The organism is Mycobacterium sp. DL440 (genome assembly GCF_011745145.1).
In the GTDB taxonomy this organism is placed as follows: domain Bacteria; phylum Actinomycetota; class Actinomycetes; order Mycobacteriales; family Mycobacteriaceae; genus Mycobacterium.
On record NZ_CP050191.1, the window covers coordinates 3,982,577 to 4,000,255 of the forward strand.

Annotated in this window: 16 protein-coding genes and 1 tRNA gene; 10 read left to right on the top strand and 7 right to left on the bottom strand. The window is 66.6% G+C overall.

Going from position 1 to position 17,679, the window contains the following annotated elements:
• Window positions 1-82 precede the first annotated feature (82 nt).
• The 3 genes from efeU to efeB are packed head-to-tail and all read left to right on the top strand — an operon-like array spanning window position 83 to window position 3,505.
• On the top strand, window positions 83-1,036 hold the full coding sequence (gene efeU / locus HBE63_RS19405) for an iron uptake transporter permease EfeU (RefSeq protein ID WP_166906196.1): 954 nt from the start codon (window positions 83-85) through the stop codon (window positions 1,034-1,036).
• Entirely contained in the window at window positions 1,033-2,205 is a 1,173-nt protein-coding gene (efeO, locus tag HBE63_RS19410) for an iron uptake system protein EfeO (RefSeq protein WP_166906197.1), read from the top strand. Before efeU ends, efeO begins: the two co-directional genes overlap by 4 nt.
• On the top strand, window positions 2,186-3,505 hold the full coding sequence (gene efeB / locus HBE63_RS19415) for an iron uptake transporter deferrochelatase/peroxidase subunit (RefSeq protein ID WP_166906198.1): 1,320 nt from the start codon (window positions 2,186-2,188) through the stop codon (window positions 3,503-3,505). Before efeO ends, efeB begins: the two co-directional genes overlap by 20 nt.
• Before the next feature lie 8 nt (window positions 3,506-3,513).
• On the opposite strand, the gene HBE63_RS19420 is transcribed toward efeB, so the two are convergent.
• The 4 genes from HBE63_RS19420 to mfd form a co-directional block, all read right to left on the bottom strand.
• Complete coding sequence (locus tag HBE63_RS19420) at window positions 3,514-4,329, bottom strand: serine hydrolase (protein WP_166906199.1); 816 nt, start codon at window positions 4,327-4,329, stop codon at window positions 3,514-3,516.
• Window positions 4,330-4,532: 203 nt separating this feature from the next.
• A complete protein-coding gene (locus tag HBE63_RS19425; RefSeq protein WP_166906200.1) occupies window positions 4,533-5,654 on the bottom strand; it encodes a nucleoside triphosphate pyrophosphohydrolase in 1,122 nt (373 codons plus the stop codon).
• 181 nt (window positions 5,655-5,835) lie between these two features.
• On the bottom strand, window positions 5,836-6,321 hold the full coding sequence (locus tag HBE63_RS19430) for a hypothetical protein (protein ID WP_243858163.1): 486 nt from the start codon (window positions 6,319-6,321) through the stop codon (window positions 5,836-5,838).
• Window positions 6,322-6,604: 283 nt separating this feature from the next.
• Entirely contained in the window at window positions 6,605-10,225 is a 3,621-nt protein-coding gene (mfd, locus tag HBE63_RS19435) for a transcription-repair coupling factor (protein WP_166906202.1), read from the bottom strand.
• A gap of 68 nt (window positions 10,226-10,293) precedes the next feature.
• Here mfd and HBE63_RS19440 point away from each other — a divergent pair, with 68 nt between their 5' ends.
• Together HBE63_RS19440 and lysA are read left to right on the top strand one after the other, a co-directional pair.
• Window positions 10,294-10,863, top strand: a complete 570-nt coding sequence (locus HBE63_RS19440) for a hypothetical protein (protein WP_166906203.1) — start codon at window positions 10,294-10,296, stop codon at window positions 10,861-10,863.
• An 81-nt stretch (window positions 10,864-10,944) separates the two neighbouring features.
• The gene (gene lysA / locus HBE63_RS19445; RefSeq protein ID WP_166906204.1) at window positions 10,945-12,285 is read left to right on the top strand and encodes a diaminopimelate decarboxylase; all 1,341 of its coding nucleotides are present in this window, start codon (window positions 10,945-10,947) and stop codon (window positions 12,283-12,285) included.
• Window positions 12,286-12,294: 9 nt separating this feature from the next.
• Here lysA and HBE63_RS19450 read toward each other — a convergent pair whose 3' ends face one another.
• The 3 genes from HBE63_RS19450 to HBE63_RS19460 form a co-directional block, all read right to left on the bottom strand.
• Window positions 12,295-12,618 carry a metalloregulator ArsR/SmtB family transcription factor gene (locus HBE63_RS19450; protein ID WP_166906205.1) on the bottom strand — a complete coding sequence of 108 codons (324 nt, stop codon included), beginning with the start codon at window positions 12,616-12,618 and terminating at the stop codon, window positions 12,295-12,297.
• Window positions 12,611-13,060 carry an SRPBCC domain-containing protein gene (locus tag HBE63_RS19455; protein ID WP_166906206.1) on the bottom strand — a complete coding sequence of 150 codons (450 nt, stop codon included), beginning with the start codon at window positions 13,058-13,060 and terminating at the stop codon, window positions 12,611-12,613. The genes HBE63_RS19450 and HBE63_RS19455 overlap by 8 nt, the downstream gene beginning before the upstream one ends.
• Before the next feature lie 105 nt (window positions 13,061-13,165).
• The gene (locus tag HBE63_RS19460; protein ID WP_155915976.1) at window positions 13,166-13,759 is read right to left on the bottom strand and encodes a TetR/AcrR family transcriptional regulator; all 594 of its coding nucleotides are present in this window, start codon (window positions 13,757-13,759) and stop codon (window positions 13,166-13,168) included.
• A gap of 85 nt (window positions 13,760-13,844) precedes the next feature.
• Between HBE63_RS19460 and HBE63_RS19465 the strand changes: the two genes are divergently transcribed.
• The 5 genes from HBE63_RS19465 (at window position 13,845) to HBE63_RS19485 (ending at window position 17,666) form a co-directional block, all read left to right on the top strand.
• Window positions 13,845-13,916 (top strand) — tRNA-Gln (locus HBE63_RS19465).
• Window positions 13,917-14,027: 111 nt separating this feature from the next.
• Window positions 14,028-15,506, top strand: coding sequence for a bifunctional UDP-N-acetylglucosamine diphosphorylase/glucosamine-1-phosphate N-acetyltransferase GlmU (gene glmU, locus HBE63_RS19470; RefSeq protein ID WP_166906207.1), 1,479 nt, complete (start codon window positions 14,028-14,030; stop codon window positions 15,504-15,506).
• Between the two features lie 193 nt (window positions 15,507-15,699).
• Window positions 15,700-16,680, top strand: a complete 981-nt coding sequence (locus tag HBE63_RS19475) for a ribose-phosphate diphosphokinase (protein ID WP_166906208.1) — start codon at window positions 15,700-15,702, stop codon at window positions 16,678-16,680.
• Window positions 16,681-17,025 carry an arsenate reductase (glutaredoxin) gene (gene arsC / locus HBE63_RS19480; RefSeq protein ID WP_166906209.1) on the top strand — a complete coding sequence of 115 codons (345 nt, stop codon included), beginning with the start codon at window positions 16,681-16,683 and terminating at the stop codon, window positions 17,023-17,025.
• On the top strand, window positions 17,022-17,666 hold the full coding sequence (locus HBE63_RS19485) for an LpqN/LpqT family lipoprotein (protein WP_166906210.1): 645 nt from the start codon (window positions 17,022-17,024) through the stop codon (window positions 17,664-17,666). The genes arsC and HBE63_RS19485 overlap by 4 nt, the downstream gene beginning before the upstream one ends.
• The last annotated feature ends 13 nt before the right edge of the window (window positions 17,667-17,679 follow it).

Here is a 17,679-nt window from a genome sequence, read left to right on the forward strand (position 1 = left end):
TAAGGTGAGCCACGCCTTGCTATGGCAAGGCAAGGCTACATTTTTCATGGTGTTTTCACCCCGGTCGAACGAGGACGCTTTGATGACTGTCATCTCGGACGTTCCGACCAGCACGCTGGCCGCCTCCAACGTCACATCGCAAGTATTCGGCAGTGGGCTGATCGGTTTGCGGGAAGGCCTCGAAGCCGCCATCGTGGTGTCGATCCTGGTCGCGTTTCTGGTCAAATCCGAACGCCGCGACGCGCTCAAATGGGTGTGGCTGGGTGTCGGCGCCGCGATCGCCATGACCGTCACCGTCTTCCTGGTCATCCAGTTCGGCGAGAACACCATCAGCGGACTGGGCGCCGAAGCCATCGCCGGCATCGCCTCGCTGATCGCCGTCGTCATCGTCACCACCATGGTGCTGTGGATGAAAAAGGCGGCGGCCTCCATGTCCGGCGAACTTCGCGGCGAGATGTCGCAGGCTTTGGAGACCGGCGGCCTCGCGGTGGCGCTGCTGGCCTTCCTGGCGGTGGGGCGTGAAGGCGTCGAGACCGCGCTGTTCATGGTCGGCTACGCCGAGGCGGAGACACTCTGGCCGCTGACCGGCCTGATCATCGGCGTGCTGATCGCCGCAGCGATCGCCTACGGCATGTATGCGGGTGCCGTCCGGATCAACCTCGCCAAATTCTTCAAATACACCGGCGTCTTCCTGATCGTGGTGGCCGCCGGAATCCTGGCCTACGGCATCAAGGCGTTGCAGACCGTGGGCTGGATCCCCGGGCTCAGCGCCAAGGCCTTCGACATGAGCGGCGCCTTCGACTGGTCAGCCTGGTACGGCGAGATCATCCAGGGTGTCTTCAACATCGATCCGACGCCGACCGTACTGCAGTTCGGCGCGTGGCTGGCCTACATCGTTGTGGTGTTGGCGCTGTTCCTGAAACCGATGCGCGCCACCAGCGCCGCGTCGCCCAGCGCACCGACCGCTCCCGAGCCTTCCTCCGCGCCGACCGTCGAGCCGGAGACCTCCACCGCACCCGAAAGGTCGACCAAGTGAAGCTGACCCCTGTCGTCAAGACCGGATTCGCGGCGACCGCCGCGGTGCTGGCCGGCATTTCGATGAGTGCCTGCCAGGCCAAGGAGGCCGACAGCGGTAGTGCGAGCGGCGACGGGGCCAAGTCGGCGCAGATCACCGTCGATGCCTCGGATACCGAATGCAAGCTGTCCGGGACCACCGCGACGACGGGCGCCAGCACCTTCGTCGTCACCAACAGCGGCGACAAGGTCACCGAGTTCTACGTCTACGGCGAGGGCGAGCGGGTCATGGGTGAGGTGGAGAACATCTCCCCCGGGCTCAAGCGCCAGCTGATCGTTCAGCTCAGCCAGCCGGGCACCTACCAGACCTCGTGCCGCCCTGGCATGGTCGGTGAAGGCATCCGAGGCAATTTCGTGGTGTCCGGTGAGGCCGTCCAGGTCGATACCGAGGGCAAGTTCAAGGAAGCCGCCGACAGCTACAAGCGCTACGTGCTCAGCCAGACCGACGCGCTGATCCCGTCGACGGAGGCGTTCGTCGCGGCCGTCAAGGCCAAGGACGTGGCCAAGGCCAAGTCGCTGTTCCCGACCACGCGCACCTATTACGAGCGCATCGAACCGGTCGCCGAGTCATTCCCCGACGACCTCGATCCCCGCATCGACCTTCGCGAGGCCGACCTTGAGGAAGGCCAGAAGTGGACCGGGTTCCACGCCCTGGAGAAGCAGCTGTGGGTCACCGGTCTGCAGCCCGACGCCGACGCACTGGCCGACCAGCTGCTGGCCGACGTCAAGGAGCTCGAGGCCGGGGTCAAGGCACCGGATTGGAAGATCGACTCCACCCAGATCGCCGGTGGCGCACAGGGTCTGCTCGACGAGGTCGCGATGAGCAAGATCAGCGGCGAAGAGGACATCTTCAGCCACACCGACCTCTGGGACTTCAAGGCCAACGTCGAAGGTTCGCAGACTGCGGTGGCCTCGGTGCGGCCGATCCTCGACGAGCGCAACGCCGAGCTGGGCAAGCGGCTGGACGCCAGGTTCGCCGATGTCGAGAAGTTGCTGGAGAAGTATCGTGAAGGCGACGGCTTCGTCTCCTACGACAAGGTGACCGAGCCGCAACGCCAGGAGCTGTCCCGCGCCATCGACGCGCTGAGCAAAGAAGTGAGCCAGGTGCAGGGTGTCATCGCCCACCAGTGATTCTCCGGAATCCACCCCGGATGCCGAGCAGTCCGCCGGATTCTCCCGGCGCAAGCTGTTCGGCGCCGCCGGGGTCACCGCTGCGGTAGTCGGTGCGGCCGGCGCGGGTGCGCTGGCCGGTCGCGCCTCTGCGGCCAGCGTCCCGCACGGTGCCCTGCAGGGGCCGGTCCCGTTTCGGGGTGACCGGCAGGCCGGCATCATCACCGAGGCCCAGGACCGGATGCATTTCTGCTCCTTCGACGTGACCACCGACAACCGCGACGACGTCATCGCACTGCTCAAGCAGTGGACAAAGATGGCCGAGCGGATGACGCGCGGCGAGGAGACCGAAGACGGTGGCGCCGTGGACGGCAATCCGTATGCGCCGCCGTCGGATACCGGTGAGGCACTGGGCCTGCCGGCCTCACAGCTCACCCTGACGATCGGGTTCGGGCCGTCGTTCTTCCGCAAGGATGGCAAGGACCGCTTCGGCATCGCCGACAAGCAGCCGGCCGAGCTCAAGGACCTGCCGAAGTTCCCCAACGAGACCATGGACCCGGCCCGTAGCGGTGGCGACATCTGCGTGCAGGCGTGCGCCAACGATCCGCAGGTCGCGGTGCACGCGATCCGCAACCTGGCCCGCGTCGGGTTCGGCACGGTCGCGGTGCGGTACTCACAGCTGGGGTTCGGCCGTACCTCGTCGACCACCCGGGGCCAGGCCACCCCGCGAAACCTGTTCGGGTTCAAGGACGGAACCAACAACCTCAAGTCCGATCAGACCGACCTGCTCGACAAGAACGTCTGGGTGGCCGAGGGCGACGGACCTGCCTGGTTCACCGGCGGCACCTACCTGATCACCCGACGGATCCGGATGCGCATCGAGAACTGGGATCGCACGACGCTTCTGGAGCAGGAGCGGGTGATCGGCCGGCAGAAGGGCAGCGGCGCCCCCAATGGACTGCAGCAGGAGTTCGACGAACTCGATTTCGAGATCACCGACGGCAGGGGCGATCCGAAGATCGACAAGGACGCGCATGTGCGTCTGGCCTCGGCCGAGCACTTGGGCGGTATCGAAATCCTGCGTCGCGGTTACAACTTCACGGATGGCTCGGATGGATTCGGGCACCTGGACGCGGGGTTGTTCTTCATCGCGTTCGTGCGCAGCCCCGAGAAGCAGTTCATCCCGATGCAGCGCGAGCTGGCCCGCAAGGATGCGCTCAACGAGTACATCACCCACACCGGTACCGCCATCTTCGCCTGCCCGCCCGGGCTGAGCGAGGGTGACAATTCCGGGTACTGGGGTTCGACGCTGTTCGTGTGAGCGTGGGCTCAACCGTTGGGGCCGAGCAGGATCTGACTGAGCCGGGTGGTGGTCGCGACGCCGTCGTCGTAGCCGCCCTGCCCGTTGAGCCCGTTCATGATCGCCAGCGTGTAGCGCTGGTTGGGTCCAGCGAAGCCGACCGAGTTGACGACCCAGCCGCCCTGCTCCTGCGACCACCCGTTCTTGTTGCCGGGGCTCATCGACGGCCCCGCACCCCACACACCCCACTGTTGCTCCCCGCCGACCCGTTGCATCTCGGCCACCACCGCGGCCGCATCGGGCGGATTCAGTTGGGTCAGCGTGTAGTTCATCAACCGGTCGAGATCATTGGTGGTCGATTTCTGAAAACCCCAGTACGGGAACATGTCACCGAATCCCGGTTGCGGCCGCAGGTCGGTCATGCCGTAGCGGGGGAAACCGGCGTTGAATGCCTTGTGGTCGGCCCCGCCGTACCGGGTCCACAACGAGTCGGCCGCGTCGTTGTCTGAGTTCCGCAGCATGTTCACCATGAGCTGCCGGTCATTGCCCGACATCCGCAATGCACCGGCGCGTTCCCGAGTCAGCAGGTCGACCACCATGGCCAGCTTGATGGTGGAGGCGGTCCAGATCATCTGGTTCGCGCCGGGGTTGGCGAAGCGCGTGCCCGCGACGCGATCGCGCAGCACATAGCCGACGGTGCCGGGCCGCGATGCCAGGTAGGAATCCGCCGCCGCGATCCGCGAGCGCAGGTCACATCCCGTGGCTGCACAGTCCGCAATGGCCTGCGGTGCAACCGTTGCCAGACTGAGCGCCAGGACGACGGCAGCGATCCGCAGTACCCGCATCGCCACACCGTAGGTCTCGCCGGTCCGACCCGGCGCTTGCACAGCCGGGCCACTCCGAGCTGAGACCCTGCTGTTGTCAGTTCGTGACGGGCGCAGACATGCCGCCTGGCGCCGCAGGTGTCACAGCAGCGCCTGGCTCGGACAGGTTGTCGTGCTGCCCGCCTGGTAGCGACAAAGTCGCTGACCGGTGGGCAACCCGAGGGTCAGTCCGACTTGGCTGGCTCGTCCTGGTCGTCGGTGTCCGGGTCGTCGGTGTCCGTGGACTCCGTGTCGTCGGCTATGTCCGCACCGGCGGAGTCAGAGTCTTCGTCCGTGGATTCGACAGCGTCCCCGGCGTCGTCCTCAAGCTCGCCGTCTGCATCGGCCTCGGGCTCGGACTCGTCGATCGCGCCCGGCCAGTACTCCCGCCACTCGTCCTCTGTGATCGACCCCAGCGGCGTCACGTCGAGTTCCTCGGGAACGTCCTCGCCCCGGCGGCCGGCGGCAACATCGGCTTCGGCTGCCCGCACAGTGTCCATGAACTCCAAAACCGCGCTGCGCAAGTCATTCTCGGCATCGGCATCTGCCGAGACCACCACTGAAGTCAGGGCCGTGGGCACCAGGTCGGCCGGCAACCCGGCCTGGGCCACCCGGGCCAGCACCTTCTGTGCCAGCGCCAAAGCCGGCTGCCCCGTGGGCACGTCATCCATCGACGAGCCGCGGGCTTTCACCTTCTGCTCCTGAGCCTTGCGCTGCTCCCACTGGGCCAGCTGCTCGTCCAGTGAAATCGATTCTCCGGCAAGCACTGCCGGTACGCGGTTGCCGAGCTTGCGCACCAGCGAATCGGCGACATCGTCGATGTTGAACGGGTGAACGGGCGCATCCTCGGCGATACGGGCATGAAAAAGCACCTGCAGCAGCACATCACCGAGCTCTTCGCGCAGTTCGTCGGCATTGCCGCCGCGCACCGCGTCGAACACCTCGTAGGTCTCCTCCAACAGGTAGCGGCGCAGTGAATCGTGGGTCTGCTCGCTCTCCCACGGCCCGTCGGTGCGCAGCTTGTCCATCATCGCCACGGCATCTACGAGCCGCTCCCCCGCCTGGGCCCGCGGCGCCGCGATCAAACGGTCCCCGGCCGCCAAACGGGCCTTGACCGCCGGATGCTCCGGGTCCGAGGACAGCAAAACGGGAGCATCCTCACCGTCATATGCGGGCCGCGCGGCAGGCAGCGACCACGGCACCTTCACCGGCATCTCCTCGGTGTACTGGACATCACCGGTGAGCAGATCGATTGCTTCGACGGGGATCAGGGACGGGTGGCGGGGGTCGACCAATACGACGGTCATCGGCGACACCCCCTCACGGATTTCGATGAGACCCCTAGTCTCGGTTATACCAACACGTTGCCGGACCTCGACACGCCTGGTGAACACGGCCAACGCTGCAACTCGCCGGCAGGGGTCCGTCCCCACACGGGATGGCCGCCCTGCCCGAAGGCAAGGCGGCCATCATGTCACAAACCGTGGTTTACGACTCCGGCGGGAACTGGCCCTCCGGGATCACCCAGTGCCCCGGGCTCTCGTCGAAAAACGGGTTGGCGACGCCATTCACCGTTGGCAGCGTCTTGAGCTGGCCGGGTGGGATTCCGAAGAACGGATTCCCAACACCGTTGATGGTCGGCGAATTGATCAGCTGACCGGGCGCAATGTTTCCATTCGTCTGCCGGAAGAAATTGTCTACCTCAGGAAATCTGACGGTAGGCACGTTCACGTCAGGAACGTTCACACTCGGCACGTTCACATCCGGAACATTCACAGCGGGCACGTTCACATCCGGAACATTCACGCTCGGAACGTTCACATCAGGAACGTTGACACCCGGCACGCTCACATTCGGCGTACCCGTGTTGGGTACCGCCGGACCGGGAACCGGAGGCGGCGGGGGCACCGTCGGAACGGCCTGCGCGAGGCCTGTACCCAGGCCTAACGCGCCCAACCCCAGTGCACCGGCCATCGTTGTGGTTACTGCGAACTTCTTGAAGTTCATGGTCACTCCTTCGCCTTGCGTCACCACGACGAGTCGCCATAGACGGCAGTCGCGTGATGTTCGGTTTGGGAAATTGCATGACCGCCCTATGGCCGACGATCTTGCCGCCTCATCTACTGACGACTACGCAATACCTTGACCCCCCGCATGTATGTCGGGCCTGCGCACCGAGGCGTTAACAGCGAATCGGCGATTCAGCCGGTGCGGACGTCCAAAAGGTGTTGCCACCAGCCGATTAGACCGAGAAAAATTACAGGTTCGCGGTGATGTCGACGCTGCCCTCGGTCTGTCCGTTGAGCACGAGCACCAGACCGGCCACCATTCGGACAATGTCGAGGTCACGGATCCGCGGTGAGCCGATCCCATCGCTCTCACGTGGTATCGGCACCTGAACCACCGAGGTGGTGGCCCGGTAGTGCGCGCCGGGGTACAGCCGCTTGAGCCGCAGCTGCGCGGAATCGGGCAGCACCAGTGGTGACAACTTGATCGTCGATGCCGACACCGCGCCGATCTCGGTGATGCCATACTTCCGGCACAGCAACCGGAGCCGTGCCACCGCGACCAGACGCTGCGCCTCGACCGGCAGCGGGCCATACCTGTCGTTGAGTTCGTCGACGACGGCCTTCACCGCGTCCTCATCGGCGGCCGCGGCCAGCCGCCGATAGCCCTCCAGCCGCAACCGGTCGCTGCCGATGTACTCCGGCGGCAGGTGCGCATCGACTGGGAGGTCGACGCGCACTTCCTTCGCTTCCTGCGGTGTGGCAACGGTTTTCCCGTCAGCCGCAGCCCGGTAGGCCTCCACCGCTTCGCCGACCAAGCGCACATAGAGGTCGAAACCCACCCCGGCCACGTGGCCGGACTGCTCGGCGCCCAGTACGTTGCCCGCGCCGCGGATCTCCAGGTCCTTCATGGCCACGGCCATGCCCGCGCCCAGCTCATTGTTCTGCGCGATGGTGGCCAAACGGTCGTAGGCGGTCTCGGTGAGCGGTGAATTGGGCGGATAGAGCATGTAGGCGTATCCGCGTTCGCGGCTGCGGCCCACCCGGCCACGCAGCTGATGGAGCTGTGACAACCCGAAGGTGTCGGCGCGTTCGACGATCAGCGTGTTGGCGTTGGAGATGTCCAGGCCGGTCTCGACGATCGTGGTGCACACCAGGATGTCGTACTCACGATTCCAGAAGCCCTCGACGGTCTTCTCCAGCGTTTCCTCGTTCATCTGACCGTGGGCGACGACGACCCTGGCTTCGGGCACCATTTGACGAATCCGCGCCGCGGCCTGGTCGATGGTGCGGACCCGGTTGTGGATGTAGAACGCCTGCCCGTCCCGCAGCAGCTCACGGCGCAACGCCGCGGCCACCTGCTTGTCGTCATGTGGGCCGACGTACGTCAGCACCGGATAGCGCTCCTCGGGCGGGGTGAGAATCGTCGACATCTCGCGGATTCCGGCCAGGCTCATCTCCAGGGTGCGCGGAATCGGGGTGGCGCTCATGGTGAGCACGTCGACGTGGGTGCGCATCGACTTGATGTGTTCCTTGTGTTCGACGCCGAACCGCTGTTCCTCATCAACAATGATGAGTCCCAGGTCTTTCCAGGTCACGCCGGTCTGCAACAGCCGGTGCGTCCCGATCACCACGTCGACCGATCCGTCGGCCATCCCCTCTATCGTGGCCCGAGACTCGGCGGGATCGGTGAACCGCGACAACCCCTTGACCGTCACCGGGAAACCCGCCATCCGATTGGTGAAGGTCTGCAGATGCTGATCGGCCAGCAGCGTCGTCGGCACCAGCACCGCCACCTGCTTGCCGTCCTGCACCGCTTTGAACGCGGCCCGCACCGCGATCTCGGTCTTGCCGTAACCCACATCGCCGCAGATCACCCGGTCCATCGGAACCGGCTTCTCCATATCGGATTTGACCTCGGTGATCGCGGTCATCTGGTCGATCGTCTCGGTGAAGCCGAACGCATCCTCCATCTCGTTCTGCCATGGAGTGTCGGGACCGAACGCGTGGCCGGGCGCCGACTGCCGCTTGGCGTACAGCGCCACCAGCTCACTGGCGATCTCTCGAACAGCCTTGCGCGCCTTGGTTTTCGTGTTGGCCCAGTCACTGCCGCCGAGCTTCGACAGCGATGGCGCCTCGCCGCCGACGTACCGCGACAGCTGATCCAGCGAATCCATCGGCACGTACAGCCGGTCCGATCCGCCGCCCCGTTTCGACGACGCGTACTCCAGCACCAGGTATTCGCGGCGGGCGCCACCCACCACCCGCTCGGTCATCTCGACGAACTTGCCGATGCCGTGCTGATCGTGGACCACCAGATCCCCGGCGGCCAGAGCCAGTGGATCGACGACGTTGCGGCGTTTGGCCGCAAGCCTTTTGCCTTCCGAGGCGGTTACCCGGTTGCCGGTCAGATCCGTTTCGGTGATGATCACGAGGTTGGCCCCGGGCAGGATCACGCCATCGTGCAGCGGGCCTTTGAGCACTCCGACCACACCGGCCTTGGGTGCCGCCCCGGGCTCCAACATCGCTGCGGGCGTATCGGATTCGCCGAGCTGCTCCACCACGCGGTGGGCGGTACCGGCGCCCGGGGTGACCACCGCGGCATACCCGCCGGTGGCCACGTGAGCCCGCAGCATCGCGAAGATCTCCTCGAGACTCTGCTGACTGCGGGCCGACGGAGACTGCCGCAGATCGAGCTCGGTGGCCTTGCCGTCGGGCAGCTGGCTCAGCGTCCACCACGGGTGACCGCCGGCGACCGCATCCTCACGTGCCTGCTCGAACGGGACGAATCCGGATGCGCCCAGCGCCTCGATGTCGATGGGGGCATCCCCGCCGACCGCGGCCGTCGACCACGAGGCCTCCAGGAACTCCCGCCCGGTCTTGATCAGATCGCCGGCCCGGGTCCGCACCTTCTCGGGGTCGCACAGCAGCACCGGGGCGCCCTCGGGCAGGTGGTGCGTCAGCGTCGTGGGCTGCACCGGATGCAACAGCGGCAGCAGCGCCTCCATCCCGTCGACGGGAATGCCCTCGGCGAGCTTGGCCAGCATCTCTGGCACGCTGCCGGTCACGGCGTTCTCGCGAACGGGGTGCTCGGCGGCGAGCGCTGCGGCGCGCTCACGCACCTCATCGGTCATCAACAGTTCGCGGCACGGCACGGCAACCACGTTCTGTACGGGGATCTCGGGGATCGAACGCTGGTCGGCGATCGAGAACATCCGCATCTCGGAGATCTCGTCACCCCAGAACTCGACGCGGACCGGATGCTCGGCGGTGGGCGGGAAGATGTCCAGGATGCCACCGCGCACGGCGAACTCTCCGCGTTTGCCGACCATGTCGACGCGGGTGTAGGCCAGGTCGACGAGCCGGGCGACCACGGCTTCGAACTCAGCCTCGGCACCCAAGCTGAGGGTGACCGGCTCGGTGCCCACCACATCCGGGGCCATCGGCTGCAGCAGCGAACGCGTGGTGGTGACCACCACCCGCAGCGGCGGGCCCAGCAACGCGTCGTCGGGATGAGCCAGCCGGCGCAACAGCATCAGCCGGGCAGCGACCGTCTCCACGCCCGGAGACAAGCGCTCGTGCGGCAGCGTCTCCCAGGACGGGAACAGCGCGACGGCATCGCCGACCACGCCGCGCAGCTCAGCGGTCAGATCGTCGGCCTCGCGTCCGGTGGCGGCGACCACCAGCAACGGCCCCTGCTGGGCCAGCCCGGCAGCCACCAGCACGCGGGCACTGGTGGGCCCGACAAGCGCCAGATCGGCGGGCCGGTCGGCGGCGCGGCGAAGGACGTCCCGCAAGGACGGATCGGTTAATGCCAGCTCGACGAGACCCGCGATCGGGGTCTGGACATGGTTGTGCCCCGGTGCGGTCATGATGAAGGCCATTCTACGGGGCCGGGAATTCGGCTCCGCCCCGATCTCCGCCGGGCGATCATGGACCGATGAAGCGTTGGACGGCGGCGCTCGCGGTGGTGCTGACGGTGGCGCTCGCGATGATCTGGCTGACCGGCCGGCACTCGTCGGACTCCGCACACGAGGCAGTACCGACGCACCTCGGACCGGACGGCATACCCGACTTCGCCGCCTACCCGGCCGTCGATCCGGCGCAGTACGTCCTGCGCGAGGGCCAGGGATTTCCAGTTCAGGGATTTCGTACCCCCGACGGCTTCGCCTGCATGACCACCCAGCACCGCGCGATGTACGCCCTGGACTGTCGTGGGCCGTTCGTCGGGGCGCCCAACGATGCCAACCTGGCGCACCTGTTCAGTTACGGCACCACCAACGGGGCGATCCCGATGAGTTTCTCCCGTACCGGAGAGCCCCTGAGTCCGGTCGACGGCCTCACCGAGGACGAAGCCCCGATGCTCCCGGCCGGCCAACGCTTCGACGCGGGCAACGCCACGTGCATCCACACCGACGACATCCTGCTGGCCTGCCGGATGGCCGATCCCGTCAAAGGCAACGGGTTCATCGCCACCGCGACCGAGACGAAGTCCTTCGGGAGGACCTGAGCCCGTCAAGATTGAGGCCGCCGGCATCAAGGGATCGTCAAGCCCGGTGACAGCCGCCCCGCCGCGGTCCACGTTGAAGTCATGACCCTGCTGGACATCCTGCCTTCATTACGCGACACCACCCGACCGCGGCTCGACCCGAACATCTGGCCGCTGACCACCGGCGTCGACGAGCAGGGCCGGATCACCGTCGGCCGGGTGGCACTGACCGACATCGCCGACGAGTACCGCACCCCGGCCTATGTGCTGGACGAGACCGATTTCCGGACCCGCGCCCGGCGCTACCGGGCCGCCCTCGGCCAAACCGAGGTGGTCTACGCCGGCAAGTCGCTGTTGACCACGGCGGTCGCACACTGGGCTGCCAAGGAAGGCCTGGGGGTCGATGTGTGTTCGGCGGCCGAGCTCGCGACGGCCCTGGCCGGCGGCGTCGACCCGAAGCGCATCGTGCTGCACGGCAACGCGAAGTCGTGCGACGAGCTGCGCGATGCGATCGACGTCGGGGTGGGCCGGATCGTGATCGACTGCCCGATGGAGATCACCTACCTGGCCGGGCTGGTACGTCGACCCCAGCAGGTACTGATCCGGGTCGCGCCCGACATCGACATCCATGGGCATCGAGCGATCACCACGGGCGTGACCGATCAGAAGTTCGGCTTCGCGCTGGCCGACCGACGGGCCGCCCGCGCCGCGGCCCGCGTTCTGGCCACCCCCAACCTCGATCTGGTTGGGCTGCACTGCCATATCGGTTCGCAGATCACCGATCCTGCGCCCTACGGCGAGGCCGTACACCGGTTGATCGGCGCGATGGCCGACATCCGTGCCGAGCACGACGTACTGCTGACCGAGCTCAACATCGGTGGCGGCCATGGGGTTCCGTATGTCCGTGGGGACGCGGCGCTCGATACCGGCGCATTCGCCGCCATCGTCGACGATGCACTGACCACCGCGTGCGCGGCCGAACGGTTCCCACGGCCGCGTCTGGTCGTCGAACCCGGCCGGGCCATCAGCGCCCGGGCCGGGCTGACGCTGTACCGGGTGCACGGGGTGAAGTCCCAGCCGGGCGGACGCACCTTCGTCGCGGTGGACGGCGGCATGAGCGACAACCCCCGCGTCGCGCTTTACGGCGCTGAATACACTGTGGCCCTGGCAAATCGGCATCCGCTGGGGCCGACGATGGTGGCCACCGTGGTGGGCCGGCACTGCGAGGCCGGTGACGAGATCGTGCACGACGTCGAACTACCCGCCGACATCCACGCCGGCGACCTGCTGGCCGTCGCCTGCACCGGGGCCTACCAACACAGCATGGCCTCGACCTACAACATGGTGGGCCGCCCACCCGTGGTGGCGGTGCGAGACGGCGCGTCGCGGGTGCTGGTGCGTCGGGAGACGACGGCGGACCTGCTATCGCGGGATCTGGGATGAGCGCGGCCGTCAGCCATCCCGCTCGACAAGATCCTTGATCCTGGCAAGCCGGCGTTCCCAACCCGCCGCGATGCCGTCGAGCCGCCGTGCCACCTCACTGAGCCGAGCGCCCACCGCCTCGTACCTGATCTCTCTCCCGACCCGGGTGGCCACCACCAGGCCGACATCGGTGAGCACTTTCAGGTGTTTGGCGATGGCCTGGCGGCTGATCGGGAGTTCGTCGGCCAGTGACGACGCGGACGCGGGCCGACGGCCGAGGGCAATCAGAACCTGCCACCGGCTGTCGTCGGCCAGTGCGGCGAAAACCTGTACCGGCGAGGCATTTTCATGCATCGGCAGCGGCCCCCACCAGATACTTCTGGGCGAGACCGAGCTCGACCGGCCAGCCGCCACTGTGATCGTCGAACCGGGAGCGGCGGTTGGCCTCGGGCTCGTCGAGCGAGGCGAACCCACTCTCGACGACTCGCAGCACCACGCCAGATGGGGCTGGGGTAATCCAGAATTCGACGAGGGTGGACGAGCTGTCGAGGTCATCGGCGTCGATGTGCCACCGGAAGGCCGCATAGCTCGGCTCATCGAGTGTGACGGTGCGCAACGCAAACCTGCCGTGCGTGGGGTCGGTGACGATGGCGACGTCGCCGTCACGATCGATGCGGTGTTCGGTGATCCGCTCTTCGTTGATGTACCAGCCGGGTTCGCTCACCAGGTCCCAGACGCGTTGCGCCGGTGCGTCGATGGCAATCTCGCGCTCGATGCGGTCGTAGTCGGTGGTCATGTCGGGGTGTCCTCTCTGACGGAATTGCTGCAACCCAAGGGTTGCACATGCGAGCCCGTTGTCGCAACCCTAAGGTTGCAGTTTGGGCGAGCGGACGCCGCAGACCTACTCCTCGTGCAGGACCGGGTCGGACTCCAGATGGGTCAGGCCGTTCCACATCAGGTTGACCACATGGGCGGCCACCACTTCTTTCTTGGGCTCGCGGACGTCGAGCCACCACTGCGCGGTCATCGACACCGAACCGACCAGCGCCTGGGCATACAGCGGCGCCAGGTCGGGGTCGAGCCCGCGTCGGGAGAAGTCCCCGGCCAGGATCGAAGACACCTGATTGACCGCATCGTTGAGCAACGTCGAGTACGTACCCGAGGTGATCGCGGCCGGCGAGTCCCGGATCAAGATGCGAAAGCCGTCGGTGCGTTCCTCGACATAGGTCAGCAGGGCCAACGCCACCCGTTCGACGCGCACCCGCGACCGGTTGTTGGTCAGCGACGAGGTGATCCCGTCCAGCAAGGCCGACATCTCCCGGTCGACGACGACGGCGTACAGACCTTCCTTGCCGCCGAAGTGCTCGTAGACGACGGGTTTGGAGACGTTGGCACGCTGGGCGATCTCCTCGATCGAGGTCCCCTCGTAGCCCCGTTCGGCAAAGAGCGACTTGGCGATCTCGATGAGCTGTTGCCGTCGTTCGTTGCCGGTCATCCGGGCCCGGGGGGCCCGCACTTCCTTCTCGGGTGCTGCCACGTATATCAGGCTAGACCGTTCGACTAGAGTCTCTCCCGGACATTCCGTCGTGGTGTAATCGGCAGCACCTCTGATTTTGGTTCAGATAGTTCAGGTTCGAGTCCTGGCGACGGAGCTCACACAGGCCCGCGAGCGACCGCAAAATGACACAGTTGACGGCGTGTCATCACGCATGCTGGGGGCTACCTCCCGCTTGCGGGGAGGTCGCTCGGCAGAGAAGGGGATCATGTTGTCGACCACCGAGGCCGCAGTCGTCGTACTGGCAGCAGGTGCCGGGACCCGAATGCGCTCGGACACCCCGAAGGTGCTGCACACCCTGGCGGGCCGCAGCATGCTCAGCCACGCGGTACACACCGTGGCCAACGCGGCCGCCCAACATCTGGTGGTCGTTCTCGGCCACGATCGTGAACGCATCGCACCCGCGGTCGGCGAGCTGGCCGACAAGCTGGGCCGCACCATCGACGTCGCCATCCAGGACCAGCAGCTGGGCACCGGCCACGCCGTGGCCTGCGGCCTGAGCTCGCTGCCCGACGAATTCGCCGGCACGGTCGTGGTGACCTCCGGTGACGTGCCACTGCTCGACGCCGACACCCTGGCCGGTCTCATCGAAACCCACAGCGCCGCGACGGCCGCCGCCACCGTGCTCACCACCACCGTGCCCGACCCCACCGGCTACGGCCGCATCCTGAGGACGGACGAGGGCGGGGACATTACAGGCATCGTCGAGCAGGCCGACGCCACCGACTCGCAGCGGGCCATCCGCGAAGTCAATGCCGGGGTGTACGCGTTCGACATCGCCGATCTGCGCTCGGCGTTGAGCCGGCTGAGCTCCAACAACGCACAGCAGGAGCTGTACCTCACCGACGTGATCGCGATCGTGCGCCAAGACGGCCGGACGGTACGGGCCATGCACGTCGACGACAGTGCCCTGGTGGCCGGCGTCAACGACCGCGTGCAGCTCGCCGATCTCGGCGCCGAACTCAACCGCCGCATCGTGGCCCGCCACCAGCGCGCCGGCGTCACCATCGTCGACCCGGCCACCACGTGGATCGACGTCGATGTGACCATCGGCCGCGACACCGTCGTCCGCCCCGGCACCCAGCTTCTGGGCACGACCGAGATCGGCGCCGGCTGCGAGATCGGCCCGGACTCCACACTGACCGACGTCGAGGTGGGTGACGGCGCATCGGTGGTGCGCACCCACGGTCAGCTCGCCGTGATCGGCGCGGGCGCCACCGTCGGCCCGTTCACCTATCTGCGGCCCGGCACGATCCTCGGCGCCGAATCCAAGCTCGGCGCGTTCGTCGAAACAAAGAACTCCACGATCGGCACCGGCACCAAGGTGCCCCACCTGACGTATGTCGGCGACGCCGACATCGGCGACCACAGCAACATCGGGGCATCCAGCGTGTTCGTCAACTACGACGGCGAGAGCAAGCACCGCACCACGGTCGGCTCCCATGTGCGCACCGGCTCCGACACCATGTTCATCGCCCCGGTCCAGGTGGGCGACGGTGCCTACACCGGTGCAGGCACCGTGCTGCGCGACGATGTTCCACCCGGCGCGTTGGCGGTCTCGGACAATGCGCAGCGCACCATCGAGGGCTGGGTGCAGCGCAAGCGCCCCGGCTCGGCAGCTGCCGAAGCGGCGGCAGCCGCGAATCAGGCCGAAGCCGCGCGCAAAGCCCAGGCCCCAGACGACTGACCGCGACCAGCACATCTATGCCGCGGATTGCAGTCACCGCTGAGCAGCAATCCGCGGCGTAAGTGGTTACGGGCCCGCCCGGCCGGCGGCGGCTCAGACGTTTCGTGTTGGCAATCTGGTAACCCGCCTACGAACTACCGGAAACGCTACGTACGATTGCTCCGTATCGATCCCCAACCGCGAAGGCAGCCAAGTGGCCACGGACTGGACCGACAACCGAAAAAACCTGATGTTGTTCTCGGGGCGTGCGCACCCCGAGCTGGCGGAGCAGGTCGCCAAGGAGCTCGGGGTCGAGGTCACCGCGCAGACCGCGCGGGACTTCGCCAACGGCGAGATCTTCGTCCGGTTCGATGAATCTGTGCGTGGTTGCGACGCGTTCGTCCTGCAGAGCCACCCCGCGCCACTGAACCAGTGGCTCATGGAACAGCTCATCATGATCGACGCGCTCAAGCGCGGCAGCGCCAAGCGGATCACCGCGGTCCTGCCGTTCTATCCCTACGCACGGCAGGACAAGAAGCACCGCGGCCGCGAGCCCATCTCGGCCCGCCTGGTCGCCGACCTGCTCAAGACCGCCGGCGCCGACCGCATCGTGTCGGTGGATCTGCACACCGATCAGATCCAGGGTTTCTTCGACGGTCCCGTCGACCACATGCGCGGTCAGTCACTGCTGTGCGGCTACATCGCCGACAAGTACGCCGGCACCGACATGGTGGTCGTCTCTCCCGACTCGGGCCGCGTGCGCGTCGCCGAGAAGTGGGCCGACGCCCTGGGCGGCGTCCCGCTGGCCTTCATCCACAAGACCCGTGACCCGCTGGTGCCCAACCAGGTCAAGGCCAACCGGGTCGTCGGTGACGTCAAGGGGCGGACCTGCATCCTCACCGACGACATGATCGACACCGGCGGCACCATCGCCGGCGCGGTCAAGCTGCTCCGCGAGGACGGCGCCAAGGACGTCATCATCGCCGCGACTCACGGCGTGCTCTCCGATCCGGCCGCCCAGCGCCTGGCCGAGTGCGGTGCCCGCGAGGTGATCGTCACCAACACGCTGCCGATCACCGAGGACAAGCAGTTCCCGCAGCTGACGGTGCTGTCCATCGCGCCGCTGCTGGCCAGCACCATCCGCGCGGTGTTCGACAATGGCTCGGTGACCGGACTGTTCGACGGGTCGGCCTAGATGGCCCCGGCGCGCATCTACCACAACCCGAAATGCTCAACCTCGCGCAAGACGCTGGATCTGTTGCGCGAGAACGGGATCGAGCCCGAAGTGGTGCAGTATCTGAAGACGCCGCCGACGCGTGAGGAGATCGCCGCGCTGATCAAATCTGCGGGGATCGATGTCCGCGCCGCGGTGCGCAAGCGTGAATCCCTCTACGCCGAACTGGGTTTGGCCGATGCCACCGACGACGAACTGCTCGATGCGATGGCGAAGAACCCGATCCTGATCGAGCGCCCGTTCGTCGTCACCGACAACGGCACCCGGTTGGCCCGGCCGATCGATTCGGTGCGCGAGCTTCTGTGAAGCGGCTCCTCGCCACGGCCGGCACGCTGGCGGTGCTGGTCACCGGTTGCGGCGCCGAAACGCCTGACTACAAGTCGATCTGGACCACCAGCTCGACGACTCCGGCCGCTGCTGCCGATAACCAGCCGGTACCGCTGTGGCAATACCTGGAGGACTCCGGTGTCGTCGGCGAGCCCATCGCGCCCGAGAAGATCCCGCATCTGACGGTGACCATGCCGAGCCCACCGGGGTGGCATCCGTACAACAATCCGAACCTGGCACCGGGCACCCGGATGATCGCCAAAGGCGACACCTACCCCACCGCGATGATGCTGGCCTTCACCCTGCACGGTGATTTCGACATACCCAAGGCCCTGAAAGACCACGGCTACGCCGACGCTCAGCTGTCACAGAACTTCAAGCAGCTCAACGCATCCACCGCGGACTGGAAGGGCTTCCCGTCGGCGATGATCGAGGGCAGCTACGACCTCAACGACAAGCGCATGCAGAGCTACAACCGCGTGATCATCGCGAACGACGGGTTGCAGCCCCCGCAGCGTTATCTCGTCCAGCTGACCGTCACGACCTACGCCGACGAGGCTGCGGCACAGGGCCCGGACATCGAATCGATCATCGCGGGCTTCAACATCGCCAAGAAGTGATTGAGAGCCACCC